Origin of the sequence: Bradyrhizobium sp. 26S5 (genome assembly GCF_036923295.1) — a bacterium.
GTDB classification, from domain to species: Bacteria; Pseudomonadota; Alphaproteobacteria; order Rhizobiales; family Xanthobacteraceae; genus Bradyrhizobium; species Bradyrhizobium septentrionale.
On the sequence record NZ_CP145948.1, the window covers coordinates 5,752,667 to 5,777,507 of the forward strand.

General features: G+C 65.6%; 22 protein-coding genes and 1 pseudogene. 7 read left to right on the forward strand and 16 right to left on the reverse strand.

The features are described from left to right. Positions 1–115 precede the first annotated feature (115 nt). Together V5279_RS26980 and V5279_RS26985 are read left to right on the forward strand one after the other, a co-directional pair. Positions 116–1,264, forward strand: coding sequence for a hypothetical protein (locus V5279_RS26980; RefSeq protein ID WP_338689667.1), 1,149 nt, complete (start codon positions 116–118; stop codon positions 1,262–1,264). 148 nt (positions 1,265–1,412) lie between these two features. Next, positions 1,413–1,817 carry a hypothetical protein gene (locus V5279_RS26985; protein ID WP_166205860.1) on the forward strand — a complete coding sequence of 135 codons (405 nt, stop codon included), beginning with the start codon at positions 1,413–1,415 and terminating at the stop codon, positions 1,815–1,817. 117 nt (positions 1,818–1,934) lie between these two features. On the opposite strand, the gene V5279_RS26990 is transcribed toward V5279_RS26985, so the two are convergent. Then, positions 1,935–2,462 (reverse strand): hypothetical protein, encoded by a 528-nt coding sequence (locus tag V5279_RS26990; protein ID WP_029081697.1) that lies wholly within the window; start codon positions 2,460–2,462, stop codon positions 1,935–1,937. A gap of 213 nt (positions 2,463–2,675) precedes the next feature. Then, on the reverse strand, positions 2,676–3,356 hold the full coding sequence (locus V5279_RS26995; protein WP_338689672.1) for a hypothetical protein: 681 nt from the start codon (positions 3,354–3,356) through the stop codon (positions 2,676–2,678). A gap of 211 nt (positions 3,357–3,567) precedes the next feature. Here V5279_RS26995 and V5279_RS27000 point away from each other — a divergent pair, with 211 nt between their 5' ends. After that, positions 3,568–3,951 carry a VOC family protein gene (locus V5279_RS27000; RefSeq protein ID WP_166215683.1) on the forward strand — a complete coding sequence of 128 codons (384 nt, stop codon included), beginning with the start codon at positions 3,568–3,570 and terminating at the stop codon, positions 3,949–3,951. Between the two features lie 16 nt (positions 3,952–3,967). On the opposite strand, the gene V5279_RS27005 is transcribed toward V5279_RS27000, so the two are convergent. Then, entirely contained in the window at positions 3,968–4,399 is a 432-nt protein-coding gene (locus V5279_RS27005) for a hypothetical protein (protein ID WP_414645839.1), read from the reverse strand. A gap of 235 nt (positions 4,400–4,634) precedes the next feature. Here V5279_RS27005 and V5279_RS27010 point away from each other — a divergent pair, with 235 nt between their 5' ends. Continuing rightward, complete coding sequence (locus V5279_RS27010) at positions 4,635–4,985, forward strand: GrlR family regulatory protein (RefSeq protein ID WP_029081700.1); 351 nt, start codon at positions 4,635–4,637, stop codon at positions 4,983–4,985. 160 nt (positions 4,986–5,145) lie between these two features. Here V5279_RS27010 and V5279_RS27015 read toward each other — a convergent pair whose 3' ends face one another. The 10 genes and pseudogenes from V5279_RS27015 to V5279_RS27065 form a co-directional block, all read right to left on the reverse strand. Further along, positions 5,146–7,833 (reverse strand): PAS domain S-box protein, encoded by a 2,688-nt coding sequence (locus V5279_RS27015; protein ID WP_338689675.1) that lies wholly within the window; start codon positions 7,831–7,833, stop codon positions 5,146–5,148. A gap of 151 nt (positions 7,834–7,984) precedes the next feature. Next, positions 7,985–8,955, reverse strand: a pseudogene (locus V5279_RS27025) (Bug family tripartite tricarboxylate transporter substrate binding protein). 139 nt (positions 8,956–9,094) lie between these two features. Beyond that, positions 9,095–10,006: a DMT family transporter gene (locus V5279_RS27030; protein WP_338689681.1), complete on the reverse strand. Its 912-nt coding sequence runs from the start codon at positions 10,004–10,006 to the stop codon at positions 9,095–9,097. 422 nt (positions 10,007–10,428) lie between these two features. Beyond that, entirely contained in the window at positions 10,429–11,229 is an 801-nt protein-coding gene (locus tag V5279_RS27035; RefSeq protein ID WP_338689682.1) for an NUDIX hydrolase, read from the reverse strand. Between the two features lie 2 nt (positions 11,230–11,231). Next, the gene (locus tag V5279_RS27040) at positions 11,232–12,188 is read right to left on the reverse strand and encodes a dihydrodipicolinate synthase family protein (protein WP_338689684.1); all 957 of its coding nucleotides are present in this window, start codon (positions 12,186–12,188) and stop codon (positions 11,232–11,234) included. Positions 12,189–12,296: 108 nt separating this feature from the next. Beyond that, on the reverse strand, positions 12,297–13,175 hold the full coding sequence (locus V5279_RS27045) for an SDR family oxidoreductase (protein ID WP_338689686.1): 879 nt from the start codon (positions 13,173–13,175) through the stop codon (positions 12,297–12,299). A 142-nt stretch (positions 13,176–13,317) separates the two neighbouring features. Continuing rightward, on the reverse strand, positions 13,318–14,178 hold the full coding sequence (locus tag V5279_RS27050; protein ID WP_338689688.1) for a MaoC family dehydratase: 861 nt from the start codon (positions 14,176–14,178) through the stop codon (positions 13,318–13,320). Between the two features lie 207 nt (positions 14,179–14,385). Then, complete coding sequence (locus tag V5279_RS27055; protein ID WP_092114941.1) at positions 14,386–14,775, reverse strand: Zn-ribbon domain-containing OB-fold protein; 390 nt, start codon at positions 14,773–14,775, stop codon at positions 14,386–14,388. After that, positions 14,775–15,932 (reverse strand): thiolase domain-containing protein, encoded by a 1,158-nt coding sequence (locus V5279_RS27060; protein WP_338689697.1) that lies wholly within the window; start codon positions 15,930–15,932, stop codon positions 14,775–14,777. The genes V5279_RS27055 and V5279_RS27060 overlap by 1 nt, the downstream gene beginning before the upstream one ends. Positions 15,933–16,210: 278 nt before the next feature. Further along, entirely contained in the window at positions 16,211–19,708 is a 3,498-nt protein-coding gene (locus V5279_RS27065) for an indolepyruvate ferredoxin oxidoreductase family protein (RefSeq protein WP_338689700.1), read from the reverse strand. A gap of 234 nt (positions 19,709–19,942) precedes the next feature. Between V5279_RS27065 and V5279_RS27070 the strand changes: the two genes are divergently transcribed. Beyond that, positions 19,943–21,166: a cytochrome c gene (locus tag V5279_RS27070; RefSeq protein ID WP_338689702.1), complete on the forward strand. Its 1,224-nt coding sequence runs from the start codon at positions 19,943–19,945 to the stop codon at positions 21,164–21,166. 140 nt (positions 21,167–21,306) lie between these two features. On the opposite strand, the gene V5279_RS27075 is transcribed toward V5279_RS27070, so the two are convergent. After that, a complete protein-coding gene (locus tag V5279_RS27075) occupies positions 21,307–21,948 on the reverse strand; it encodes a trimeric intracellular cation channel family protein (RefSeq protein ID WP_338689704.1) in 642 nt (213 codons plus the stop codon). A 169-nt stretch (positions 21,949–22,117) separates the two neighbouring features. Here V5279_RS27075 and V5279_RS27080 point away from each other — a divergent pair, with 169 nt between their 5' ends. Then, on the forward strand, positions 22,118–22,570 hold the full coding sequence (locus tag V5279_RS27080) for a hypothetical protein (protein ID WP_338689706.1): 453 nt from the start codon (positions 22,118–22,120) through the stop codon (positions 22,568–22,570). Between the two features lie 64 nt (positions 22,571–22,634). On the opposite strand, the gene V5279_RS27085 is transcribed toward V5279_RS27080, so the two are convergent. Both V5279_RS27085 and V5279_RS27090 read right to left on the reverse strand, forming a co-directional pair. After that, the gene (locus tag V5279_RS27085) at positions 22,635–23,453 is read right to left on the reverse strand and encodes an isocitrate lyase/phosphoenolpyruvate mutase family protein (RefSeq protein WP_338689708.1); all 819 of its coding nucleotides are present in this window, start codon (positions 23,451–23,453) and stop codon (positions 22,635–22,637) included. 82 nt (positions 23,454–23,535) lie between these two features. Further along, a complete protein-coding gene (locus V5279_RS27090) occupies positions 23,536–23,844 on the reverse strand; it encodes an NIPSNAP family protein (RefSeq protein ID WP_166297294.1) in 309 nt (102 codons plus the stop codon). A 105-nt stretch (positions 23,845–23,949) separates the two neighbouring features. Between V5279_RS27090 and V5279_RS27095 the strand changes: the two genes are divergently transcribed. Then, positions 23,950–24,645, forward strand: a complete 696-nt coding sequence (locus V5279_RS27095; RefSeq protein ID WP_050402286.1) for an ArsR/SmtB family transcription factor — start codon at positions 23,950–23,952, stop codon at positions 24,643–24,645. The last annotated feature ends 196 nt before the right edge of the window (positions 24,646–24,841 follow it).

The following is a 24,841-nucleotide window of genomic DNA, read 5'->3' on the forward strand; positions in this document are numbered from 1 at the left end:
TCTGCAAGGTGTGGAACTTATCGAGCATGGCGGACTGCACGCCTAGATTGAGGGCACAATGACGGTTTTCAGGCATCGCTTTTGGTTGACGGCGCTTGCGTCACTGGCGTGTGCAATGAGCGGCGCGTTGCCGGTCCATGCGGACTGGGCGACGTGCCGGAGCAAGCCGACGCGCGCCTGCGTTCTCGAAGAGGCGTTCAGCAGCAACGGCAGGCCGCTCGCCGGCAAGGAGCGGCTGGACGTGTTGATCCAGGCCAGCGTGCTGCTTCATATCGAGTACGCCACCGCCGCCGACATCGCCGAGGCACAACAGCTGTCGCAATCCGCGCAAAACGCCAACGTGACGAGCTACGTCCTGATTGCCATCAAGGGACTGGTTGCCGCCAACCAGAAACAGCAGGCGCTTGATCTGGTCGGCTCCTTCGGCGGGTCGACGCAGCTCATCGGAATCGCCGAGCTCGCGCGCAGCCTCGTCAAGGCCGACGATCTCGATACGGCGCTGGCGTTGGCCGATCGGCTGCAACCGCCGCCCGACCCAAAAAACATCTACGGCACGCGCAGCGTCATCGCGATCGAGGCGGTGAAGGAGCTGGCAGACGTCGGCAAGATCGAGAAAGCCCGTGCACTGATGATGGAGCAGCGCTTCATCACGGAATCGCAACTGGCCGACATGCAGGTCGCCCTGGGGCGTGCCTACGCCAAGCGCGGCGATACGAAATCCGCGAAGGAGTTCTATGACCAGGCCGAGAAGAATCTACGCACCGCCCTGGACAAATTGAGGGTACGCGGCGGAGAAATCCCGCTTCGCTTCTCCATCATCAAAGTGATGGCGCTGCGCGGCGACGGCGAGCCGGTCAAGCAGGCGCTGCAACAGATGCAGGCGGAGACTGCCGACGCGCAATTCGAGCTCCAGCGCCTCGTCGGCTATACGCAGGTTATCGTTCCACTGCTGGAGACCAAGCAATTTCTGCTTGCCCTCGACATCGCCAAATCGCTGACGCCGGTGACCGACAAGGACATGATGCTCGCCAGCATCGCCAGTTGGCAGGCCACGAACGGCTGGCCCGATGATGCCCGCACGACGCTGTCGCTGCTGACGGATCCGGCCGAAACGCCGCCTCAGCAGACCGCGCTGCGTAGCCTTGCCGCAGCGACCGCGAGGGCCGGCGACGTGGCTGGAGCGCTGCAGATTGTCGGCCAGATCCACGCCCCGAAAATACGTGCCGCCGCGCTGTTCCTGGTCGCGCAGGCCATGCCGAAATAGGCACCGCCTGAGCCGGTGGATTGATACCCCCAAAGGCCAAGTCCGGGATAGGATTTAGCCAAAATTTGCGTTAGTCACGGTTCCACGCCGCGGCCTTTCCGACCCTGGCGCCCTCCTTCGGTCATCACGCCATTTCGGACATTTCGACATGAGACAGATCATTCTCGCGCTGGCGCTCCTGTATCCGGCTGCCGCGCTTGCCCAAGGCACCACCCCACCTGCCGCGGCCGACAAGCCGGCGGCGGCCGCCCAGCCCATGATCGGCGACAAGCCGCTGGTCCAGGTCGGCAAGAAGCCGGCGGCCAAGAAGGGCGAGAAGCCGCCCGCGCCGGGCAAGCCGCAATCGGTCGCGCAGAAGCTCCAGGCCTGCGGCGACATCGACGACGCCACCAAGGAGCGGCTGCTCTGCTACGACGAGATCTTCAAGCCGCAGCCCAAGCCGAAGGCGGCGCCTGCCAAGGGCGTCAATGAATGCCGCTTCGTCAAGGAAGAGGACGAACGGCTGACCTGCTACAACGGTTTTGCCGACAAGATTCCGCGCCTGCCGCGGTAACCGCGTAGCGCGGCACCTGCGCAATCGGCGACCGGCGACCGGCCTGTTATCGCGGACATGAAAACGCCGCCGCGAGCATTCGCGGCGGCGTATCGATGTGGGCTACGGAGATCCCGCTTACCAGGTCCCGAAGCCGCCAAAGAAGCCCATGCGCGGCTGCTGCTGCGCGATACGGTAGGGCTGGTACATCCCGGGCTGCGCCAGCCGCATCGGCTGCTGGGGATGGGGGTGGTACCGCGCGACCTTGCGCTTTTTCGGTGCCTGCGGCTGGGCCTGCGCCGGCTGCTCGGCCGGCTTGGCTTCGGCCACGACCGGCCCCTTGCCCGCGTCAGCCTTCTCCGGCGGAATGAACTGGGCGAACGTATTGCGGACGCGGGACTGCGCCGACGCATCGCGGTCAGCCGGCGGGGCTGCAGCGGCCACCACATTCACCTGCGACGGAGCGATGGCCGGCACACTGGTGTCGTACACCACCCGCTCCGGCAATTTCTGGGTCGACTTGATGCGCACCATGGTCTTGTCGACGCCGGGCGACGACAGGCCCTGGCTGGTGACGACGGCCTCTTGCGGCACCACGAGGTTGACGACGAAGAGCAGCGCAAGCAGCACACCACCCATGTACAGGAAATAACGCGCCACAGGCATTTGGAAGCTCCCCCCGCGCCTCGGGCGCGGTTCATCTCGACGCGACGACATCAGTCATCGCGCAACGAACTCATCGTCTGCGCATGATCACCCGGACAGACGCCGTCGCGCTCCCGGGTCGTTCTCTAACGGTCGGCTTATTAGTTAGTTCCTGCCTGGCCGTTACGGTTCACCCGGCAAGTCAATTCCCGGTCACTTTTTCGGGAATGGGGATTAAACACGGCTGGCGGTCACGACAGAGCATTTCGCCTTGCTTGCGTTAACGTTGACGAACCCGATCAGCATCCGCGAGTAGGTCTTGCGGCTTTTCATGGCAATGGTGTCTGATATCAGCCGCTTGCGCTCGGTCAGGGGGCTGCCGTCGCGGCGGATGAAGGCGCAGGCGATCTCGATGTCCTTGACCGCGAAATCATTGGCGTTGCGCAGCGTCAGGGTCACCAGCGCCTTCGAGCCCAGCCCGCCGCGCCGCCATGATTGCGAGGCGATCCGCAGCTTCTCCAGCGGTGACCGTTCGGCGCCGGACTCGGACGGCTTCGCCGCCTCCATCGCCTGCGGGGCGGTCGCCATGCCGACTGTGGCCGGCTCATCTGCCGGCGCGGTTGGGGCGGCCTTTGCGGGCTGAGCGGGCTCGGCCTCGGTCGATGTGTACTGCGCAGTGCGGATGACGGCGGGCGAGATCGGCCACAGCTCCTGGTCCCCGGCATCGCTCGGCTCAGGGAGCATGAACCACGCGGCGATCCCGGCAATGGCGATGACCGACAGCAGCAGGCTGGCATAGAAGCCGCCCTGACCGAGACGTCCGGCGGCAGTCCTTTGAAACGACAAGCCGATCTGCATCGTGGTGCCCTCACCCCCTGGACGCCCGATCGAGCCGCCGCACACCGAGGAAGCCACGCAGGCATCGCGCCAAGCGGCTTCCGGACGGCCGCAGGTCGAGCGGCCACGCGAGAAACAATCGCTGACGGGCGGAATGGTTTCATTCCGGGACGACAATCTTGCGACTGTGGTGACGGAGGGATGGCGTCACGGCGGGCCGCTCGCTACGTTCGCGCGCGAGAGCGCGTGCCGTGCCCTCCAGCGGCGCAAGAACAACAAGGAGATCGCAATGCCTGTCGTCACCTGGGACCACGTCCATCTGCGCAGCCCCGATCCCGAGGCCACCGCAACCTGGCTGCGCGACATTCTCGGCGGCGAGATCATCCGCGGCCCCGGCCGGATCGACGTCCAGCTCGGCGGCGCCAAGGTGTTCATCGCCGAGGTGACGCAAGGCGACGGCGTCAACGCCGCGCCGGTGACGCCCTATCAGGGGCTCGATCATTTCGGACTGACCGTGAAGGACATCGACGCGGTCGCGGCAGAGATCAAGGCCAAGGGTGTCGAGTTCACCAAGGAGCCGACCACGATCCGCCCCGGCGTGCGGATCTGCTTCATCCGCGGCCCGCAGGGCATCTCGATCGAACTGCTCGAGCGCGACAAGAAATACGTGTGAGCGACGAACCGCTTCGCTACGTCATGCTGCCCGGCATGAAACAGCGGATCGTCACGCCCATGTAGCTCTTGATCGGCCAGACCATGGCGCGGCCGACCCGGTTGGGCTCGGTGACCACAGCCTCGTCGGGGACGTCGATCCAGGCACCATCGAGCCGCACGCGATAGTGCCCGTCCTTGGACTCCCAATCGACATCGCTGACCGCGCTGCCGTCGGCATCCGAGCAGCACGGCCCCTTGCCGCTGCGCAGACGGTCGAACCATTCCTTGAGCGGCGAATTGGCGTAGCGGCCATCGGGATCGCGCGCCTGCGCGATTTGCACGGCGGCCACCAACACCGACATCGTCAACCCGAGGACCACCATCATGAGGCCCGCACGACGGGCCGAAGTTCCATTGGCACTGCGAGGGCGCGCCAAACGGCCGCCCGACTCAATCCAGTCTGTCATGTGTTCGCTCCAGCACTCACCGGCCAGTGCAACCAGAGCTATGCATTTCGCGGGCCACTTTGATTCGCGCGCACGGTCCGCTGTCATCGCGCCGTCACACTGCCTGGCAGGAACCGAGGGTTACCCGAACGGGGGAGACCCGGGAATCAACCTGCCGCATTGCACGAGGTTGCTCGCTTTGGCATAAAAAACCAACTGGCTTGCCGTGGGCGCGGCGGCCAGCAAACGGGACGTCATGAAGAACGGGCTCTATTCAATTCACGTCACCCTGCTGGACGGTCGCGTCGGCAAGGGCAGCGGCGTCATTCTCTTCCGCGACGGCCAGATTCTGGGCGGCGACGCCTACCTATATTACACCGGCAGCTACACGGTGAAAGGTGACGCCTTCAAGGGCGAGGTCCTTGTGCAACGCCACACCACGCCGCGCGACACCGACAACCCGCTGTTCGGCGGGCCCGCCCCGGTCGGCATCGGCGTCTCCGGCACCTTCACCGACACCCGCGGCACAATGAGCGGCACCGCGCTGGTCGGCAAGGCCAGCCTGATCTTCAGCGCCACGCTGCACAAGCTCGCGGATATCAACTAGCTCGCTGGAAGATCCCGTCATCCTGAGGAGCGCGCTCTTGCGCGCGTCTCGAAGGATCGACGGCCACCGGCCGGACCGTGCATCCTTCGAGGCTCGCTCCGCTCGCACCTCAGGATGACGGAGCAAAAGCGAATGACGTTCCGGCCACCGCGAGTCCCACCTACTCCGCGGCCTGCTCCAGCGGCGCGACGCGCGGCAGGATCATCTGGATGCGGGTGCCGTTGCCCGGCGCGGAGTCGAGCGAGAGCCGTCCGCCGAGCCGCGTGGTGACGATGCTGTAGACGATGTGGAGGCCGAGGCCGGTGCCGCCCTGGTCGCGCCGCGTCGTGAAGAACGGATCGAAGGCGCGGCGGCGGACATCGAGGCTCATGCCGCAGCCATTGTCGGCGAAGATCACCTCGACATTGTCGCCGCCGGACGCATGCACCTGGATCTCGACCTCGCCGGCCTTGCCGTCCGGGAACGCATGCGCGACCGCGTTGAGGAACAGGTTGGTCAGCACCTGGCCGTACGGCCCCGGATAGGAATTCATGATCAGGTTCGGCTCGCAATCGACGTTGAGCGTCAGATTTTGCTTGCGCAGGCCGGGCCGCAGACTCATCACCACCTGCTCGGTGAGGTCGCCGAGATCGAAGGTGCGCTGGTCCGAATAGTTGCGGTCGGCGGCGACCTGCTTGAACGACTGGATCAGCTCCGCGGCGCGATTGAGGTTGGCGACGAGCTGCGAGGACGCGTCGCGCGCCGTGTTGAGGAAATCGTTGAGGCTGGAGCGGCGCAAATCGCCGCGCTCGACCTGGGTCGCGAAGATCGCGGTCTTGCGCTCCAGCGCGGAGGCCACCGTCAGGCTGATGCCGACGGGATTGTTGACCTCGTGGGCGACGCCGGCCACCAGGCGGCCGAGCGCGGCGAGCTTCTCGGCCTCGATCAGCGAATTCTGGGTCTCGCGCAGATTGCGCAGCGCGGCCTCGGCGGAGTCCTTTGCCTTGCGCATCTCCTGCTCGGAGCGCTTGCGATCGCCGATGTCGAGCGCGACAGTGACGATGTTCTCGATGTCACCCTGCGAGTCCAGGATCGGCAGCTTGTTGACCAGCCATTGCCGCATGTTGCCGGCCGAGTCCTTGTACTCCTCTTCATAGAAGCCGAGCTCGCGCCGCACCGACAGCACGCGCTTGTCGTTCTCGTCGGTCTTGGCCGCGCCGTAGCGCGACATCAGCTCGGCGGTGGTCTGGCCGAGCGCGTCCTGCGGGTCGATGCCGAAGATTCCCGCCATGTAGCGGTTCATCATCACATAGCGCAGCTCGCTGTTCTTGACGTTGATGACGGCGGGCACCGTGTCGATGACCATCTGCAGCATGCGACGGCCTTCGGCGATGGCGTCTTCGGCGCGCTTCTGGTCGGTGATGTCCCGCACCGTGCCCTCGTAGCGGACCACCTCGCCCTCGTCGTTGCGTACGACGGTCGCGGAATCCGACAGCCACAATATGGTGCCGTCGCGCGCGCGCACCTGATATTCGTAGTCGCGCACCGTGCCGTCGCGCTGCATCAGCTTCTGGTACTGCTCCCGCGCCGCCGGATCGACATAGACGGTGGTTGCGATGTCGTCGATGCCGTTGATCAGGTCCTGCGGCGTGGCATAGCCCATCATGCGTGCCAGCGCCGGATTGGCGTTGAGCAGCGTGCCGCCCGGCGTCGTGACGTAGATGCCCTCGACCGACGCCTCGAACAGCTTGTGGTAGCTCTCCTCGGCAAGCCGCTGCTCGGCGAGCGCGCGCAGCGCCGCCTCACGGGCGCTGTCGGCGTCGACCAGGGTCTGGCGGAACACTTCGGCGGCGCGCGCGATGTCGCCGATCTCATTGTCGAGATCGGCGCCGGGAATGAACGCGCTTTTCTCGCCGCCCGCGACCTTGCGGATCGATCCGGCGATCCTGGCGAGCGGGCGGACGGTGCGGCGAACCACCAGCACCGAGGCGAACAGGCCGATCAGCACGCCCGCCGTGCCGAGCACGATGCTCTGCCATTTCGCTTCCGCCAGCGTCCGCGCAAAATCGCGCGCCAGCACATAGCCGCGACGGCTGGAGAGTTCGCGCAACAGCTCGGTCACCTTCTGAATCAGCCGGCCTTCGGCGCCGAGCACCTCTCGGTCGATGTCGGCGATCTGGCCCTCGCGGACCGAGACCGCGATGATCGCCTCGGCATAATTGTCGACGGCGCGGCGCAAGGCGGGGTCGGTGACGGTCATCGCCCGCATGCTTTGCGCGGCCTGCTCCGCGGCGGACGTGTTGTGCGCCAGGAGCGCGGTGGCAATCCGGCTCTGGTCCTGTGACAGCGCGTTGGCCAGCGCCGCATCGCCGCTCGAGTCGACCGCCTTGTCGAAGGCGTCGCGCAGCGCCGGCAGCCCGGCGACGATCTCGGCGCGGCGGCTGAGCAGCGCCGAGATACGCTCGATCCCGCCGCGATAGGTCGCCAGCCGCTGGGTGACGCCGTCGATCATATCCTGCTGCTCGGGCGCCAGCTCGATCCGGGTCTTTTTCAGGATTTCGCTCAGCGACTGGGCCGCCTGCGCGACCTGGGCCGACTGCGACTGGCTGCCGGGCTCGGTGACGAAGTCCCGCGCCGCCAGCCGCAGCTCGTTGGTGCGGCGGTCGATGTCCTCGGCGATGTCGCCGACGCTTTGCAGCCGCTGCAGCTCGGCGAAGGTCGTATCGATGTGGCGGATCGCGATGACGCTGGCCGTGGATGTGATGATGATCACAGCCAGCACCAGCAGGAAGCTGCCGAATGTGAGCTGGCCAATTGAGAGGGAGAACGCACGCGGCGCTTGCGAATTCGGCGGCAATTCAGCGGTCATGTCATCAAGGCCGGGGTCCAATACGCCCAATATACGGGAAAACACGGGCTTTGGGTAAACATGCTAGGCGGCTGAGCCGGCCGGCGGTGTGATCTGTGTCACCCCGATGATAGCAGCCGGTGGCTGATTCCGGCACAGGGCGACGTCGGGCCTAGTCGGGCGGGATGCCGGCTTCCTTGACCACCCTGGCCCAGAGGGCGACATCCGCCTTGATGATGTCGGCGAAGCGCCCAAGCGGCGCACTCCTGGCGTCGCAGCCGGCGACATCGAGCTTCTGCCGCACCGCGGCGGAGGCCAGCGCCGTTTCCAGCGCCGCGCTGATGCGTTCGACCACCGGCCGCGGCGTCGCTGACGGCACCACGAAGCCGAACCACGGCGTCACCTGTGCCTCGGCATAGCCCTGCTCGGCCAAGGTCGGCACATCGGGAAATATTTCGAGCGGCCGTCGCTGATCGCGCCGATGATCCGGATGCTGCCGGACTGCACCTGGGCCAGCGCCTGGTTGGCCGACAGGAAGCTCGAGGTGATCAGGCCGCTTGCGATGTCGGGCACCATCTTCGGATAGCCGCGATAGCCGATCGGCGTGACGTCGATCCCGGCAAGCCGCTTGAACAGCTCGAAGCCGAGATGGCCGGTCGAGCCCTTGCCGGGATGGCTGTAGTTCACCGTGCCCGGCTTGGCCTTGGCAAGCGCGACGTAGTCGGCGACGGTTTTCACCGGCAGCGAGGCCGGCACGATGAAGAAGTTCGGCGCGAGGCAGATCTGGCCGACCGGCGCGAAGTCTTTCACCGGGTCCCAGCGCAGCTGCGTGCTGAGCGCCGGGCTTGCGGTGAAGAAGGTCGTCACCAACAGCCACGTATAGCCGTCGGGCGCGGCGCGCGCGACCTCCTCGGCCGCGATCGAGCCGTTGGCGCCGGATTTGGCCTCGACGACGATCGTGCCCTTCCACTGCTCCTGCATGTCCTGCGCGACGATGCGCGCGAACACGTCGGCGACGCTGCCCGGTGCATAGGGAAGCACGATGCGGATCGGCCGGCTCGGAAAATCCTGTGCACGCACCGCGCCCGCCATCGCCAGCAACACCGCGCACGCACCGGCAATGAGGCTGATCCGCCGCAGCATCGTCCCGTTTCCGCAACCTTGATCTTCGTTTCGGGCAGGATGCAGGGATTGGCCGGCGGCAGCAAGGCGCCGGTTTCGGCTGGCGAAACTTCAGGCCGTGGCGATCCTTCGCGCCGGAATCGTCATCGCGGCGATGACCTCAGGCCGTTGCGATCCTTCGCACCGGAATCGTCATCGCGGCGACGCCGATCACGACGCAGGCGAGCCCGATCCACGCCGTCGGGCTCAGCCGTTCGCCTAGAAAAACGACACTGAGCGCAACGCCGATCGGCACCCGCAAATAGGCCTGCGCCGTGGTGCCGACCGAGCCGAGGGTCTGGATCAGGCGAAAGTAAATCACGAAGGCGATCGCGGTCGAGAACACCGCAAGCGCCAGCAGAGCGAGCAGCGAGCTCGTCGACGGCGACAGCGTCCACGGCTGTTCGACGGCGAGGCTGAGCGGCGTGAGGATCGCGGCGCCCGCGATCAGCGAGCCCGCCGCCGGCGCCATCGGGTCGAGCCCCTTGAAACCGCGGCTGAAGATCGCAGCGCAGGCGTAGCAGATGGTGGCGGCGACGATCGCGACCTCGGCCACGATCCCCGCGCCGAGATCGCGGAATGCATCGACGCCGACGATCAGGCAGATGCCGGCCATGCCGGCGATCACCCCGAACAGTTTGCGCGGGCTCGCCGCCTCATGGCGGGTGATAGCGGCGGTGAACAGGAAGGTAAAGATCGGCGAGGCCGAGTTGAGGATGGTGGCGAGCCCGGCATCGACGTAGCGCTCGCCCCAGGCGATCAGCGTCCATGGGATCACGCTGTTCAGGCAGGCCTGGAAGATGAAGCGGCGCCAGGTCGCGCCATCCGTCGGCATCGTCACGCCGCGCATCTGCATGATGACGAGCAGCAGCAGCCCCGCGATCGCGGTGCGCGCCGCGATCAGCGTGATCGGCGGGATGGTCGCAACGCCGAGCTTGATGAAGGTGTAGGAGCCGCCCCACAGGGTGGCGAGCGCGAGCAGCAGGGCCAGTTCGGAGGCCATGCCGGGTTGTCGCGATGTGGTGGCGGTCATGTTGCAGATTCCGTCTCGATGTTGAGACGGAGCCTACGTCGGCGGGAAGCAATGATGCTTCGCTACAGGCCGAAGTGTGGAAAAAAGCGACTCTCTTTCCCATCGTCGTCCCGGCGAAAGCCGGGACCCATAACCACAGGGCTTCGTTGTTGGAAAAAGGTGAGGCCCCAGCGTCGCGCAACAATGAACATCGGCGGCTATGGGTCCCGGCTCCCGTGCGCAATTGCGCACTAGGCCGGGACGACATCGAATGTGTTGCGCCGCTCCTTCGTTACAGATCGAAGTGTGAAGATGCCGAACCGTCATCCTGAGGTGCGAGCGGAGCGAGCCTCGAAGGATGCGCGGCCCGGCTGGTGGCCGTCGATCCTTCGAGGCGCCCAACGGGGCGCACCTCAGGATGACGGGTCTGTGCGAGGACGGGACTACCCCAGCGCCCCGACCTCGAACACCTCGCCGTCGTAGCCCGCTTCCTTGGGGATGCGGAGCTGGCGGCCGGTGGCGGTCTTGGTCATCACGGGCATCACCGCGACGATCGGCTTGCCCTTGCTGTCGGCGAGCGCGGCGCCGACATTCGGCTGCTTGCCGAGCTTGATCAAATTGCGCGTGGTCGGGAACGGCAGCTTGAAGCGGCCGGTCTCGCCGCCCTCCAGCGCCTCGCGCGACGATACCCAGATCGAGTCGGTGGATTCCTTACCGTCATGGGCGCCGAGCTGCTCCGGCGGTGCGGCGGCGAGGAAGAACCAGGTATCGAACCGCTTCGGCATGCCCTCCGGCGTGATCCAGTGCGCGTAAGGCACGAGCGCGTCGAGCGCCAACACCATGCCGTTGTCGGTCAGCACCTTGTGGAAGGTGATCTTGCCTTCGTTCAGGGCCGCGCGATGCGCGGTCGCGATCTCGCTCGCGCGCCTGGCATCGACCAGATCCTTCGAGCCCTGCGGCCGCGCCAGCAGGATGCCGCTTTCCTCAAAAGTCTCGCGGATCCCCGCGATGCGGAAGCCGAGCGCGTCGGCGTCGAGCCCTTCCCCGCCCGAATAGAGCGCCGGATCGGCCGCGATCTCCTTGTCGTTCTTGTCGACGCTGCCGCCCGGAAACACCAGCGCGCCCGAGTTGAACTCGATCTGGTGATGGCGGACCATCATGAAGATTTCAATTTCGCGCGCTGACGTGCCGTCACGCAGCAACAGCACGGTCGAGGCAAGGCGCGGAGCAACGATCTCGGTCATGATTAGCCTGCTGCACTGGATTGCGGTTGCAGATTGGCGCGGCGATCGACCCGCGCCACGCGGGAGAGCAGATAGTCGACTTCCGCCCTCGCCTGCGGCGTGATCACCGCCCCCGGCTTGCGCTGGGCGCTGGACGAGATGATGCCGCGCTTCTGCAGCACGTATTTGCGCACCGTCAGCCCGACGCCGGGCTGCTGCTCGTAGCGGATCAGCGGCAGATGCGCGTCGAACAGGTCGTGCGCGGCATCGCGTTTGCCGGCCTTCGACAGGTTGACGACGTCGATCAGCAACTCCGGGAAAGCATAGCCGGTCATCGCACCGTCGGCGCCGCGCTCCATCTCGAAATCGAGGAACAGGCCGCCATTGCCCACCAAAATGGACAGCGGCCGCAGCGAACCGTCCTTCTGGAAGTTGCGCAGCGTCGAGATCTTCTCCAGGCCCGGCCAGTCCTCGTGCTTGAGCATCACGCAGGACGGCGAATCCATCACGATCTTGCGGACCACCGCGGGCGTGAACACGACGGTCAGCGTCAGCGGATAATCCTGCAGCACCCAGGGAATATCGTCGCCGATCGCCTCCTGGGCCTGCTTGAAGTAACCGATGATCTGGTCGTCGGTGCGCAGATGCGGCGGCGGCGCGATCATCACGCCGGCGGCGCCCGCATCCATCGACTTCTTCGCCAGCGAGCGCATCGTGGCAAAGCCCGGCGCCGAGACGCCGACGATCACCTGAAGCTTCCTGGCGCGCTTGACGAAGCGCAGCGCAACCTGCTCGGCCTCGGCGGCATCGAGCTTCGGTGCCTCGCCCAAAATGCCCAGCACCGTGACGCCGTCGCAGCCGACCTCGGTGTAGAAATCGGTCAGCCGGTCGATCGATGCCTCGTCGATGCGGCCGTCGTCGTGGAACGGGGTCGGCGCGATGGCAAAGGTTCCTGCGGCCTGGGCGGTGAGTCTTGTCATTATCTGCCTCTATCCTCTTTCGTCATTCCGGGGCGCCCGTGAGGGCGGACCCGGAATCTCGAGATTCCGGGTCTGGTCCTTCGGACCATCCCGGAATGACGTTTTAGCCTAAAACCGCCGCGCGCCCATCCTGATCTGCTCCTCGGAGAAGAAGATCTCCTTGGCGTGGGTGGCGATATCCTCGGCCTTCCAGCCGGTAAACGGCGGCTTCCAGCCCTCCATTTCCATCATCCGCATCTCGCGGACGCCGCGCGGGCCGGAGACGCCGAGAACCTTGCCGGTGTGGTCGCCCGACAAGTCGCTGACCATGTACAGCACGGCCGGCGCGATGCCATCAGGCCCGAGCGCCGCGCCCGGGTTCTCCTTGTAGCGGGGCAGGTCTGCGGTCATTCGGGTCAGCGCGCCCGGCGCCAGCGTCCAGATCCGGATGTTGTACTTGCGGCCCTCGATCGCCAGCACGTTGGAGAGGCCCCAGATGCCGCCCTTGGCCGCGCCGTAATTGGTCTGGCCGAAATTGCCGATCAGGCCCGAGGTCGACGACGTGTTGACGATGACGCCGCCGCCATTGTCGCGCATCCATTTGAACACCGGCTGGGTGCAGCAGAAGGTGCCCTTCAGATGCACCTTCATCACCCTGTCCCAGTTGGCTTCCTTGGCCTTGTGGAAGGTCTCGTCGAGCAGGATGCCGGCGTTGTTGACCAGGATGTCGGCGCGGCCGAAATGCTTGATGGCGTCGTCGAACACCGACTGGCCGCCGGCCAAGGTCGAGATGTCGGCGCCATTGGCAACCGCGCGGCCGCCCTCGGCCTTGATCGCGTCGACCACCTTGTCGGCCATCGACTTGTCGGAGCCCGAGCCGTCGCGCGGACCGCCGAGATCGTTGACGACGACCGCCGCGCCCTCGCGCGCGAACAGCTTTGCGTAGGCCTCCCCCAGTCCGCCGCCGGCGCCCGTGATCAGCGCCACCTTGCCGTCGAGCAATCCCATGGTTGTTTCTCCGTTGTTATCGTGTCCCGGACGCGATGCAGCGTGAAACGCTGCTTCGCAGAGCCGGGACCCACACCCGGCGACTGGGCCCCGGCTCTGCATCGCACCGCTTGCGCGCTGCGCTGCGTCCGGGGCACGAGAGCTACGCCAGCACCGTCTTGCCGCTCTTGATCACGGTGACGCCGCGCGATTTCACCTTGGCTTCGAACGATACGACGTTGCCGTCCTTCCACAGCTCCATGGTCACGGTCTCGCCGGGAAACACCGGCGAGGAAAACCGCGCCACGTGCTGCTTGAAGGCGGATGGATCGTAGTCGGCATAGGTCTGCAGCACGCCGCGGCAGGTGATGCCGTAGGTGCACATGCCGTGCAGGATCGGCCGCGGGAAGCCGGCCTTCCTAGCGAACTCCGGGTCGGAGTGCAGCGGGTTGCGGTCGCCGCAGAGCCGGTAGACCAGCGCCTGGTCGGGCCGCGTAGTGATGTCGACGACCTTGTCCGGCGCGCGCTCCGGCACTTTGTGCGGTTCGGGCTGGCCGTCCGACGGGCCGCCGAAGCCGCCATCGCCGCGGGCGAAGCGCGAGGCGACCAGCGTTGCGAGCTTCTCGCCCTTCTCGTCCTTCAGCACGGTCTGGTGGCGGATCACCGCGCCCTTGTCCTTGCCCTTGTCGAACACGTCGAGCACGGTCGAGTCGGCGGTGATGTGGGCCGCGGTCGCGAACGGCTTGTGGAAGGTGATGTCGCGCTCGCCGTCAACCACCATCACGCGGTTGAGGTTCATCTCGCCGGGACCGGCGCCCCAGGCCGCGACCGAGGCAAACGTCGGCACCACCTTGAGCGGACGCGGCGTCAGCACGCCCTCATTGACGAAGGCGAGCTCCTTCTCGTCCATCGGATCGGCGCCGAGCCCGATGCCATAGGCGTACAGCATCACCTCGCGGTCGCCGTAGCTGTATTTCTGGCCGAGATTTTTCAGGGCCATCAGCTGTTCGTACACGATCGGCATTGTTGTTTTCTCCCCGAACTTCTTCTCTCGACGGTGCCCGTTGAAGTGCCCTCTCCCCTTGTGGGAGAGGGCTACACCGGCATCAAACGCAAACTCATTTGGGAGAGGGGTTGTCTCCTCACACTCATCTCTCTCGTGGAAAGAACCCCTCTTCCGGCAGCCTTCGGCTGCCACCTTCCCCCGCAAGGGGGGAAGGTACTTTTGAGGCTAGGCCGGCGTGAAGAACGGCAGCGGGGCGCCGTCGGTCGGCTTCCACACCACCTTCACCTTCTGGCCGATCTTCACCTTCTCCAGATCGCAATCGACGATGTTGGTCTGCAGCGACGGGCCTTCCTTCAGCGTCACATAGGCGATCGCATACGGACCGGTCGGCGACTTCCGCATCAGGCTGTAGGTGTAGACCGTGGCCTCGCCGCTTGATTCCTCCCACACCGTCTTGTCGGAGAAGCAGAACGGGCAGATCGCGCGCGGGAAGTAATGCGCTTCGCCGCAGGTGGTGCAGCGCTTGATCATGAACTTGCCCGCCTTCGCCGCTTCCCAGAACGGCGCGGTCTCCGGGTTGGTCACGGGGGCATTGTACTTCTTCGCTTCAGACATCACGCACGCTCCAGAATGCAGGTTGAGGCGGCGTGGCGAACGCCGAGCAGACCGCCGGTGCCGTGGGCGATCGCGAGGTCGCAGTTCTTCACCTGCACCTTCGGATGCGCCTCGCCGCGCAACTGGCGCACAGCCTCGAGGATTTTCGTCATGCCGCCACGATTGACGGGATGGTTGCTGCACAGCCCGCCGCCGTCGGTGTTGAACGGCAACTTGCCGACGCCCGAGATCAGATTGCCGTCGGCGACGAACTTGCCGCCCTCGCCCTTCTTGCAGAAGCCGAGATCCTCGAGCTGCATCAGCACAGTGATGGTGAAGCTGTCATAGATCGAGGCGTATTTGATGTCATCAGGCGTCACGCGCGCTTCCTCGAAGGCGCGCGGGCCGGACCACACGCCGGCGGAATACGTCAGGTCGAGATCCTTGCCGCCGCGCGGGCCCTTCGCCGCCTCGCCATGACCGATCAGGCGCACCAGCGGCTTCTTCAGGCTCTTCGCAATCTCGGGCGTGGTGACGATCATCGCGCCGCCGCCGTCGGTGACGACGCAGCAATCCATCCGGTGCAGCGGATCGGAGATCATCGGCGAGTTCAGCACGTCCTCGACGGTGACGACCTCCTTCAGCATCGCATGCGGATTGTATTGCGCGTGATGCGAGGCCGCGACCTTGATCCAGGCGAGCTGCTCGGAGGTGGTGCCGTAGTCGTGCATATGGCGCATGGCACACATGCCATAGGCATTGTGCGTGGTAGCCCCGTAGGCGGATTCGAAATCGGCCTCGGCACCGGAGGCGCGCGGCGGCATCGGGCCGGTGCGCGGCTTGCCTGCCAGCGTGACCAGCGCGACCGAGCATTTGCCCGCAGCGATCGCCTCGGCGGCGTGGCCGAGATGGATCAGATAGGAACAGCCGCCGGTCTCGGTGGAGTCGATGTGACGCAGCTTCCTGGTGTTGAGGCCGAGATAATCGACCATCGGCCACAGCCCGCCCGGCGCGTCGCCGGCGCAGAAATAGCCGTCGATGTCGTCCTTGGTGAGCCCGGCATCCTCGATCGCGCCCTTGGCGACCTCGGCGTGAAGCTGTGCTGTTGATTTATCGGGTGCATGCCGGGTGGGATGTTCGTAGATCCCGGCAATGTAGGCCTTGCCCTTGATGGTCAAATCGCTCTCCGCTGGCGTTTCCTGGCTCCAGCGTTTTTCTGAACCGCCGTAGCAGCCTTGGCAAGCGCAGAAATATTCCGTCAGGTGAGACTGTCGGCGTCTGCACCGTGCGGCCGACACAACAGGTGTCGTCCCGGCGAAAGCCGGGACCCATAACCACAGGGCTCCGTTGCGAGATGAAGCTGTGGCCCCAGCATCGCGCAACAATGAACTGCGGTGGTTATGGGTCCCGGGTCGCGCTCCGCTTGCCCGGGACGACATCCGTTATGTGGCTACGCCTACTCCGCCGCCATCTGCCGCGGCGCGGGCGGCGGGTTGGCGAGGTCGGCGGCGAGTTGCGCGTAGCGAACCTTCGCCTCGTTGATCGCCTTGTCCTTCACCGGGCCGTAGCCGCGGATGCGCTCGGGCAGCGACAGCAATTCGACCGCGATGTCGTGATTGAGCGGCGACAGCAGACCCAGCACCGTCGCGACATCCTTCTCGTAGCCCGCGATCAGATCGCGCTCGAGCTTGCGGTCGGCGTTGTAGCCGAAGATGTCGAGCGGCGTGCCGCGCAGGAAGCGGAACCGCGCCATCACCCTGAAGGCCGACATCATCCACGAACCGAAGGCGCGCTTCTTCGGACGGCCCTGCGCATCCAGCCCGCCTCCGAGGATCGGCGGCGCGAGATTGAAGTTGAACTTGAACTCGCCCTCGAACTGGTCGCGCAGCTGCTTCTCGAAGCGGCCATCGGTGAACAGCCGCGCAACCTCGTACTCGTCCTTGTAGGCGAGCAGCTTTGCGTAATTGATCGCAACCGCGCGCGGCAGCGCCTCGCCATAGCCGCCCTTGGTGGCGACGTCGCGCACCTGGTCGACCAGCTTGCGATAGCGCTTTGCCAAGCGCGCGTTCTGGTAATTGGTCAGGAGCGCCATGCGATGGGTGATGATCTCGTCGAGCGACATCGCATCCAGCGTCTTCGGCGGCACGACCTCGTCGTCGGCCTTCATCATCGCGGCGAGCCGCGCCGGATCGGCCGCGGCCAGGCGGCCGAGCTGGAACGCCTGCGTGTTCATCTTGATCGAGACGCCGTTAACCTCGATCGCCTGCTGGATCGCTTCCGCCGACAGCGGCAGCAATCCGCGCTGATAGGCAAAACCCATCATCATGATGTTGGTGGCGATGCTGTCGCCGAGCAGCGCCTCGGCCGGCTTGGTGAAGTCGAAGAAGGCGGAGTCCTTGCGCAGCTCGGTCTCCAGCACACTGTTGACCTTGCGGCTCTGGAAGTTGAAGTCACGGTTGAGGATGAAATCCGCGGTCGGGATCACGTGGCTGTTGATGATGCCGACGGTGCGGCTGGCATCGCACAGCGTGATGGTGTCCTTCGAGGCCGCCACGACCTCGTCGGCGGCGAGCACCAGATCGGCCGTGCCGGTCACGATGCGCGAACAAGTCACGTCGGCGGTGTGCTCGGAGAGCCGGACGTGGCTCAGCACCGCGCCGCCCTTCTGCGCGAGGCCGGACATGTCGAGGATCATCGAGGCCTTGCCCTCGATATGAGCGGCCATGCCGAGCAGCGCGCCGATGGTCAGCACGCCGGTGCCGCCGACGCCGCCGACCGCGATGTTGTAGGGCCGGTCGAGCGCAGGCTTCGATGCCGGCTCCGGCAGATCGCCGATCGCACCGAGATCGAGATCCGGCGGCGCGCGCCGCCTGAGCTTGCCGCCGTCGACCGTGACGAAGGACGGGCAGAATCCCTTCACGCAGGAATAGTCCTTGTTGCAGGTCGACTGGTTGATGGTGCGCTTGCGCCCGAGCTCGGTCTCCAGCGGTTCGACCGAAATGCAGTTCGACTGCACCGAGCAGTCGCCACAGCCTTCGCAGACCGCCGGATTGATCAGCACGCGGCGCTGCGGATCCTCCATCAGGCCGCGCTTGCGGCGGCGGCGCTTTTCGGCGGCGCAGGTCTGCACGAACACGATCGCCGAGGTGCCCTTGGTGTCGCGGCACATCTTCTGGACGTTTTCGAGCTCGTCGCGATGGAACAGCTTGACGCCCGGCGCGATCGTGTCGGCCGGATAGGCGTCAGGCGTTTCCGAAACCAGATAGATCTCGCGGATGCCTTCGGCGTGGAGCTGGAAGGTGATCTTTTGCGGCGAGAGATCGCCGTCATGGTGCTGGCCGCCGGTCATCGCGACCGCGTCGTTGTAGAGGATCTTGTAGGTGATGTTGGCCTTGGAGGCGATCGCCTGGCGGATCGCGAGGATGCCGGAGTGGAAATAGGTGCCGTCGCCGAGATTGGCGAAGATGTGGTTCTCGTTGGTGAACGGCGCGATGCCGACCCACGGCACGCCCTCGCCGCCCATATGGGTAAAGGTCTCGGTGGAGCGGTTCATCCACAGCGCCATGAAGTGGCAGCCGATGCCGGCCAGTGCGCGGCTGCCTTCCGGCACCTTGGTCGAGGTGTTGTGCGGGCAGCCCGAGCAGAAATACGGCGTGCGGGTGACCGGTGCGGTCGCCTGCATCTGCGTCGACTGGCGGCCGTTGAACCAGTCCGCCTTGGCGCGCAGCATCTCGGCGATCTCAGGATTGAGATTGAGTCGAAGCAGCCGTTCGGTGAGCGAGCTTGCAAGCGAGGCCACGCTGAGCTCGGCGGCGAAGGTCAGGAAGCGCTTGTCGTGATCGTCCATCTTGCCGACGATGCGCGGGCGCACGTCGTCGCGCCAGTTGAACAGCTCCTGCTTGACCTGGTTCTCGACGATCTCGCGGCGCTCCTCGACGATGAAGATCTCCTCGAGCCCGACCGCGAAGTTGCGCACGCCTTCCGGCTCCAAGGGCCAGGGCATGCCGATCTTGTAGAGGCGAAGGCCGATCTTGGTGGCGATCTCAGGCGTGATGCCGAGTTCGCGCAGCGCCTGGCGGATGTCCTCATAGCTCTTGCCCGAGGCCATGATGCCGTAGCGCGCGTTCGGCGAATCCATGGTGATGCGGTTGACCTTGTTGGCGCGGGCATAAGCGATCGCGGCAAAGCCCTTGTAGTCCTGCAGCCTGCGGTCCTGCTCGAAACGGTCGTCGGGCCAGCGGATGTTGAGGCCGCCGGGCGGCAGCTCGAAATCGGGGGGAATGATGAACGGCGTCATCTCGTCGGTCAGGTCGATCTCGGCGGTGGTCTCGACCGTCTCGGTGATCACCTTCATGCCGACCCAGCAGCCCGAGTAGCGCGACATCGCGATACCCAGGAGGCCCATCTCGATCATTTCATGGATGCTGGAGGGATAGAGGTAGGGCATCAGCGCGGAGATGAAAGCGTGGTCGGACTGATGCGGGACGGTGGAGGATTTTGCGCCGTGGTCGTCGCCGGCAAGACAAAGCACGCCGCCATGCTTGGCGGAGCCGGCCGCATTGCCGTGGCGGAAGACGTCGCCGCAGCGGTCGACGCCGGGGCCCTTGCCGTACCAGATGCCGACCGCGCCATCATATTTGGCGCCGGGCGACAGGGCGAGCTGCTGCGAACCCCAGATCGCGGTGGCCGCGAGATCCTCGTTCACGCCGGGCTGGAATTTGATGTTGTACTGCTCGAGATGCTTGCGGGCGGCGAACAGCTGCTGGTCGTAACCGCCGAGGGGGGAACCGCGATAGCCGGATATGAAGCCCGCCGTGTTGAGGCCTGCGGCGCGGTCGCGTCTGATCTGCGCCATGGGCAGGCGGACCAGCGCCTGGATGCCGGTCATGAAGACGTGGCCGGTGCCCTGGGTGTATTTCTGGTCGAGGCTGATAGGCCCTTGGTTGATTCCCATTTAGCCCTCTTTGCGCTGGTCGCGACGACTGCATTTTAGTTAGTCATCCGAACTTGTTAGAACCAGTCTATGTCGGATTTTCTCGCCTGCGCAGCACAATTCTGGGCGACCAAGCCGGTCGCCCAAAAATCGCAACTTAGTGCCGGGAATATCGGAGCGCCGTTTCGGTTTCTGTCGCAGGACAGGCCCGTGGCGAAATGGCGTAACGCGTCTTGTGGACCGGAAGATGATTGGATGCGGCGACGACATCGAGCGACGGGTGCGATTCTGGCCGTTGTGCTGTTGTGCGGTGCGTTCGCGGCCCGCGAATGCGCCGCTCAAGCCACCGACGACATCATCGCCCGCGGCAAGGCGCTCGCGATATCAGGCGACTGCGCGAGCTGCCACACCGCCGACCCGGCAAAGCCCTTTGCCGGCGGCAAGCGGATCGACACGCCATTCGGCGCGGTGTTCTCGCCGAACCTGACCCCCGACCGCGATACCGGCATTGGCGGCTGGAGCGACGACGATTTCCTCCGCGCGCTGCGCAGCGGCGTCTCGCCTGACGGGACGCATTATTATCCCGCCTTCCCCTACCCCTCTTTCACCAAACTGATCCGCAACGACATCCTGGCGATCCGCGCCTATCTCGCGACGCTCACGTCGGTCAGCAACAAGGCGCCTCCGCCAGATCTGCGCTGGCCGCTGAACTATCGCGGGCTGATGCGGGCGTGGAATGCCCTGTTCTTCACGTCCGGCATCATCCAGCCGGACCAGAGCAAGGGCACGGAATGGAATCGCGGCCGCTATCTTGTCGAAGCCCTCGCGCATTGCGGCGCCTGCCATACGCCGAAGAATGCGTTCGGCGCCGACCGACGCGACCAGGCGTTCGGCGGCAGCATGGTGCAGGGCATGTTCGCGCCGAGGCTGGATGGCGCTGAACGCAGCGGGCTGAAATCCTGGAGTGCCGGTGACATCGCAGAATATCTGCAGAGCGGCCGCAACGGACACAGCCACGCCGGCCCCCTGATGTCCGAGGTGGTGGTCAATTCGACCTCGAAGATGAGTGACGCCGATGTGCGCGCGATCGCTGTCTATCTGAAGAGCCTGCCGGCCGGCGCACCGGAGCCTGCGGTCACCCCGCCCTCGCCTGCGCAGATGAGCAATGGCGAGCGGATCTATCGCGGCGCCTGCATCGCCTGCCATGAGCTTGACGGCTCGGGCGCGCCGCGGATCTATCCGCCGCTGCCCGGCAACGCCAATCTGCAATCGGCCAATCCGGCGAGCACACTACGCATCATCCTCGACGGCGCCCAGACCGTGACCACGCCGCGCGCGCCGAACGCAGGCTCGATGCCGGCCTATCCGAAGCTCACCGACCAGGAGGTCGCAGACGTCGCGACCTACATCCGCAATGCCTGGGGCAATGCGGCACCGGCCGTCAGCGCGGACGAGGTCGCCAAAGCGCGGTGGAAATAGGGTATCGTGTCCCGGGCGCGGTGCGGCGCGAAGCGCTGCTCCGCAGAACCGGGACCCACCTGGCTCCGCGGCTGACATGGGCCCCGGCTCAGCAGCGCACCGCGAGCGCGCTGCGCTGCATCCGGGGCGCGAGAATCCCCTCACCGCTCCTCGCCGCGAAACACGAATTTCGGCATCTCCCATTTGTAGCGGATCGCCAGCATCCGGAAGGTCAGGCCGAGGGCGAAGGTCAGCACGGTCCAGATCTGGTCGTTGAGATGCAGGCCGAAGGCCGTCGCATAGAACAGCCCCGTCACCACGGATACGCTGGCGTAGAGCTCGCTGCGGAACAGCAGCGGCACCTCGTTGCAGAGGATGTCGCGCAGCACGCCGCCGGCGCAGCCGGTGATCATGCCGGAGACGATCACGATCGGCAGCGAAGCCTCGACCTGCCAGGCGATGTCGCAGCCGGCCATGGTGAACACCACGAGCCCGATCGCATCGAGCACGAGGAAGGCGAGATTGAGCCTATGCACCAGCCGCGCCAGCAGGATGGTGGCGAAAGCGCCCGCCGCCGCGATCGCGAGGTAGATCGGATGCGCGACCCAGAGCAGCGGATAATGCCCGAGCAGCACGTCGCGGATGGTGCCGCCGCCGAGTGCGGTGATCGCGCCGAGCATGCAGACGCCGGCCCAATCCATGCTGCGTCTGCCGGCCGCTAGCGCCGCCGTCATCGACTGCGCCGCTACCGCAATGAACGAGAGGATGTGCAGCACCGAATCGGTGGGCGGCATGGTCCACATTGAAAAGGCCTCATGGAACAGGTTCGGAACCTGGAATCGGCGGTTCCATCATGAACGGGTTGCAACATTGGCGCGGAACATCCTCACGCGCCAGCGATTGTCCCGTGCGTTTAGTCTTAGCGTCCAGCCTTTGCGTTTAGCCTTGGGGGGCAAACGGAGGAACCTTGAAATGGCTTACCAACCTGACGATCCGTATCGCGCCAACCTGACCGATGACGAAATCCGCCGTCAGGCGCGCCTCAACAGCCTGGACAACGAGCTGCAGCCGGATCCGGAACTCCAGGACGGACCGGCCAGCAGCACCAAGGTCGCGATGTTCGCAGTTGCGGTGGCCGTGGTGCTCGGCGCGCTGTTCTACGGGTTGAACAACACGTCGGTGCACGAGGCCGGCACGACGCCGTCGACGCAGACCGCGCAGACCCAGTCGGTCAATCCGGCCGCGCCGCCTCCGGGTATGCGCGACGTGACGCCGAAGTCGAACAGCCAGCCCGGCATGACCACGGGCGCGGCGCCGGCCAGCCCTGCGGCACCAGCCAACCCGCCATCTGACATGAACAAGTCTGACATGAACAAGTCTGACATGAACAAGCCGGCCGCCCCGCCGGCCGAGAATGCGAAGTAACGAGTGACGACACTGACCAGGCGCGAGCAGCGGGCCGAAACGGCCCGCTGCTTTTTTGTGACGGCTACTTGAACATCTTGTTGAGCTCGCCGCCGGGATAGCCGTTGGCGAATTCGGTGAAGGTGCCCTTCTCGGCCATTTCCTTCGCCGCCTTCATGACGCCGGTCCAGGCCATCCGCGCCAGCGCGCCGCCGACGCTGATCCGGCGCACGCCGAGGTCGGCGACCGCTTGCAGCGTCAGCTCGGATGGGCCGCCGATCAGGAGATTGACCGGCTTCGGCGCTACGGCCTTCACGACCGCGGAGATCTCCTCTCTGGTCTTGATGCCCGGCGCATAGAGCACGTCGGCGCCGGCATCGGAATAGGCCTGCAGCCGCTCGATCACCAGATTGAGGTCCTGCTTGCCCCACAGGAACGCCTCGCAGCGGCCGGTGAGCAGCACGCCACTGTTGTCGGCATCGATGGCCTTGCGCGCCGCCCTGATGCGCTCGACCGCGAGCTTGTGCGCGAACAGCGGGTTGGCGGCGTCTCCCGTGGAATCCTCGATCGACAGCCCGGCGACGCCGGTCTTGACGCCGCGCGCGACGTTGACGGCGACCTTGTCGGGCTCGACCGCAAAGCCGCCCTCGAAATCCGCGTTGACCGGAATATCGACCGCCGCGCACACCGCGGTCAGATGATCGCAGACGTCGTCGACGGTGACGCGGTTGTCGGCCTTGGCGATGGTCCAGGCAAAACCCGCGCTGGTCGACGCCAGCGCCTTGAAGCCGAGATGTTGCAATGCGCGGGCGCTGCCGACATCGAACGGGTTCGGGATGATGAAGCATCCGCTCTCGTGCAGCTTCCTGAAGGCGGCGCGTTTGTCAGCAGTTGGCAGTGGCATGGGTCGCTCCCTGATATCGTTGGCCGCGCAGAGATAGGCACGCGCATGGCAACACGCCAGTGTGCTCGGTGAAGCGCAATGGCTAAGCCTCGACCTTGCGCAGAAATGTCCGCTCCTCCGCGAGGATGAAGCGATTTTCCTCCGCGAAGCGGAAGTTCGCCATGCCCTCGCTGTCCTGGCGCAGCCGCGCGCGATAGGCCTCGTAGGCGGCGAGACTTTCGAACGAGATCAGCGCGAAGCCGATGTTGTTGGTGCCCTCCTGCGGCATCCAATAGCCGAGCAGGTCGCCGCCGCAGCGCGGAATGATCGAGAGCCAGTTCTTCGAATATTCCTCGAACATCGCGCGCTTGAACGGATCGAGCTGGTAGCGGATGAAGACGGTGATGGTCATTGGCGGCCTCCTGATTTGTCCGTCATTGCGAGCGCAAGACGAGCCTGCTTCCGACGCCGACACTACCCGCTTGCCCGACACTAATGCTTCGGCTATCATCGAACTATGAAAGCAGGACCCGACATCTCCCGGATCGCCGCTTTGGTCGGCGATCCCGCACGCTGCAACATGCTGACCGCGCTGATGACCGGCCGCGCGCTGACCGCGAGCGAGCTCGCGCAGGAAGCCGGCATCACGCCGCAGACCGCGAGCTCGCATCTCGCCAAGCTCGAGGCTGGCGGGCTGATCGAGCCGGAGAAGCAAGGGCGCCACCGCTACTATCGGCTCTCTGATCCCGACGTCGCCGACGTGCTCGAAGGCCTACAGGGCATCGCCGCCCGCGCCGGCCATATGCGGGTGCGCACCGGGCCGAAGGATCCGGCGCTGCGCCGCGCCCGCATCTGCTACGACCATCTCGCCGGCGATCTCGGCGTGCAGATGCTCGACAGCATGAGACGGCAGAAGCTGGTGCGCCAGAGCAAGCAGGCAATCGAGCTCACCGGCGAAGGCAAGCGCTTCATGGCGGAGGAGCTACAGATCGACGCCGATGCGCTGACGCATCCGCGCCGTCCGGTGTGCAAGGCCTGCCTCGACTGGAGCGAGCGGCGGCACCACCTCGCCGGTACGCTGGGCGCCGCGATGATGGACCGCTTCACGGAGCTGAAATGGGCCGCGCGGGATGCCGCGCCGGGCAGCCGCGTGGTCAATTTTTCGCGAAACGGCGAGAAGCGGTTCGCCGCGCTGTTCGGCGCGGGCGAGTAGCATCGCGCATTCAAGCGGCATGCGCGCCCCGCGGCAATCTCGCGCCCTCGCCGCTTACGCGCATCGCCTTCGCGCCTGCGAAATATTTCAAATTGATGCTGAACGTGCTTGCGGCGCGCTGACGCAGCCGTGAGCTGCAACATTCATGTCGCATTCAGTCCGCAACATTAAGGTCGGCGACATCGGGCACGGCTTC

Excerpts from the sequence above, each read along its gene's own strand:
- V5279_RS27095 (WP_050402286.1), top strand. The coding sequence starts at position 23,950 with ATGAAAGCAGGACCCGACATCTCCCGGATCGCCGCTTTGGTCGGCGAT.
- V5279_RS27075 (WP_338689704.1), bottom strand. The coding sequence starts at position 21,948 with ATGTGGACCATGCCGCCCACCGATTCGGTGCTGCACATCCTCTCGTTC.
- V5279_RS27085 (WP_338689708.1), bottom strand. The coding sequence starts at position 23,453 with ATGCCACTGCCAACTGCTGACAAACGCGCCGCCTTCAGGAAGCTGCAC.
- V5279_RS27055 (WP_092114941.1), bottom strand. The coding sequence starts at position 14,775 with ATGTCTGAAGCGAAGAAGTACAATGCCCCCGTGACCAACCCGGAGACC.
- V5279_RS27015 (WP_338689675.1), bottom strand. The coding sequence starts at position 7,833 with ATGACCGCTGAATTGCCGCCGAATTCGCAAGCGCCGCGTGCGTTCTCC.
- V5279_RS27045 (WP_338689686.1), bottom strand. The coding sequence starts at position 13,175 with ATGGGATTGCTCGACGGCAAGGTGGCGCTGATCACGGGCGCCGGCGGC.
- V5279_RS27070 (WP_338689702.1), top strand. The coding sequence starts at position 19,943 with ATGCGGCGACGACATCGAGCGACGGGTGCGATTCTGGCCGTTGTGCTG.
- V5279_RS27005 (WP_414645839.1), bottom strand. The coding sequence starts at position 4,399 with ATGACAGACTGGATTGAGTCGGGCGGCCGTTTGGCGCGCCCTCGCAGT.
- V5279_RS27050 (WP_338689688.1), bottom strand. The coding sequence starts at position 14,178 with ATGCCGATCGTGTACGAACAGCTGATGGCCCTGAAAAATCTCGGCCAG.
- V5279_RS26985 (WP_166205860.1), top strand. The coding sequence starts at position 1,413 with ATGAGACAGATCATTCTCGCGCTGGCGCTCCTGTATCCGGCTGCCGCG.
- V5279_RS26980 (WP_338689667.1), top strand. The coding sequence starts at position 116 with ATGAGCGGCGCGTTGCCGGTCCATGCGGACTGGGCGACGTGCCGGAGC.
- V5279_RS27065 (WP_338689700.1), bottom strand. The coding sequence starts at position 19,708 with ATGGGAATCAACCAAGGGCCTATCAGCCTCGACCAGAAATACACCCAG.
- V5279_RS27090 (WP_166297294.1), bottom strand. The coding sequence starts at position 23,844 with ATGACCATCACCGTCTTCATCCGCTACCAGCTCGATCCGTTCAAGCGC.
- V5279_RS26990 (WP_029081697.1), bottom strand. The coding sequence starts at position 2,462 with ATGCCTGTGGCGCGTTATTTCCTGTACATGGGTGGTGTGCTGCTTGCG.
- V5279_RS27010 (WP_029081700.1), top strand. The coding sequence starts at position 4,635 with ATGAAGAACGGGCTCTATTCAATTCACGTCACCCTGCTGGACGGTCGC.
- V5279_RS27040 (WP_338689684.1), bottom strand. The coding sequence starts at position 12,188 with ATGACAAGACTCACCGCCCAGGCCGCAGGAACCTTTGCCATCGCGCCG.
- V5279_RS27000 (WP_166215683.1), top strand. The coding sequence starts at position 3,568 with ATGCCTGTCGTCACCTGGGACCACGTCCATCTGCGCAGCCCCGATCCC.
- V5279_RS27080 (WP_338689706.1), top strand. The coding sequence starts at position 22,118 with ATGGCTTACCAACCTGACGATCCGTATCGCGCCAACCTGACCGATGAC.
- V5279_RS27030 (WP_338689681.1), bottom strand. The coding sequence starts at position 10,006 with ATGACCGCCACCACATCGCGACAACCCGGCATGGCCTCCGAACTGGCC.
- V5279_RS27035 (WP_338689682.1), bottom strand. The coding sequence starts at position 11,229 with ATGACCGAGATCGTTGCTCCGCGCCTTGCCTCGACCGTGCTGTTGCTG.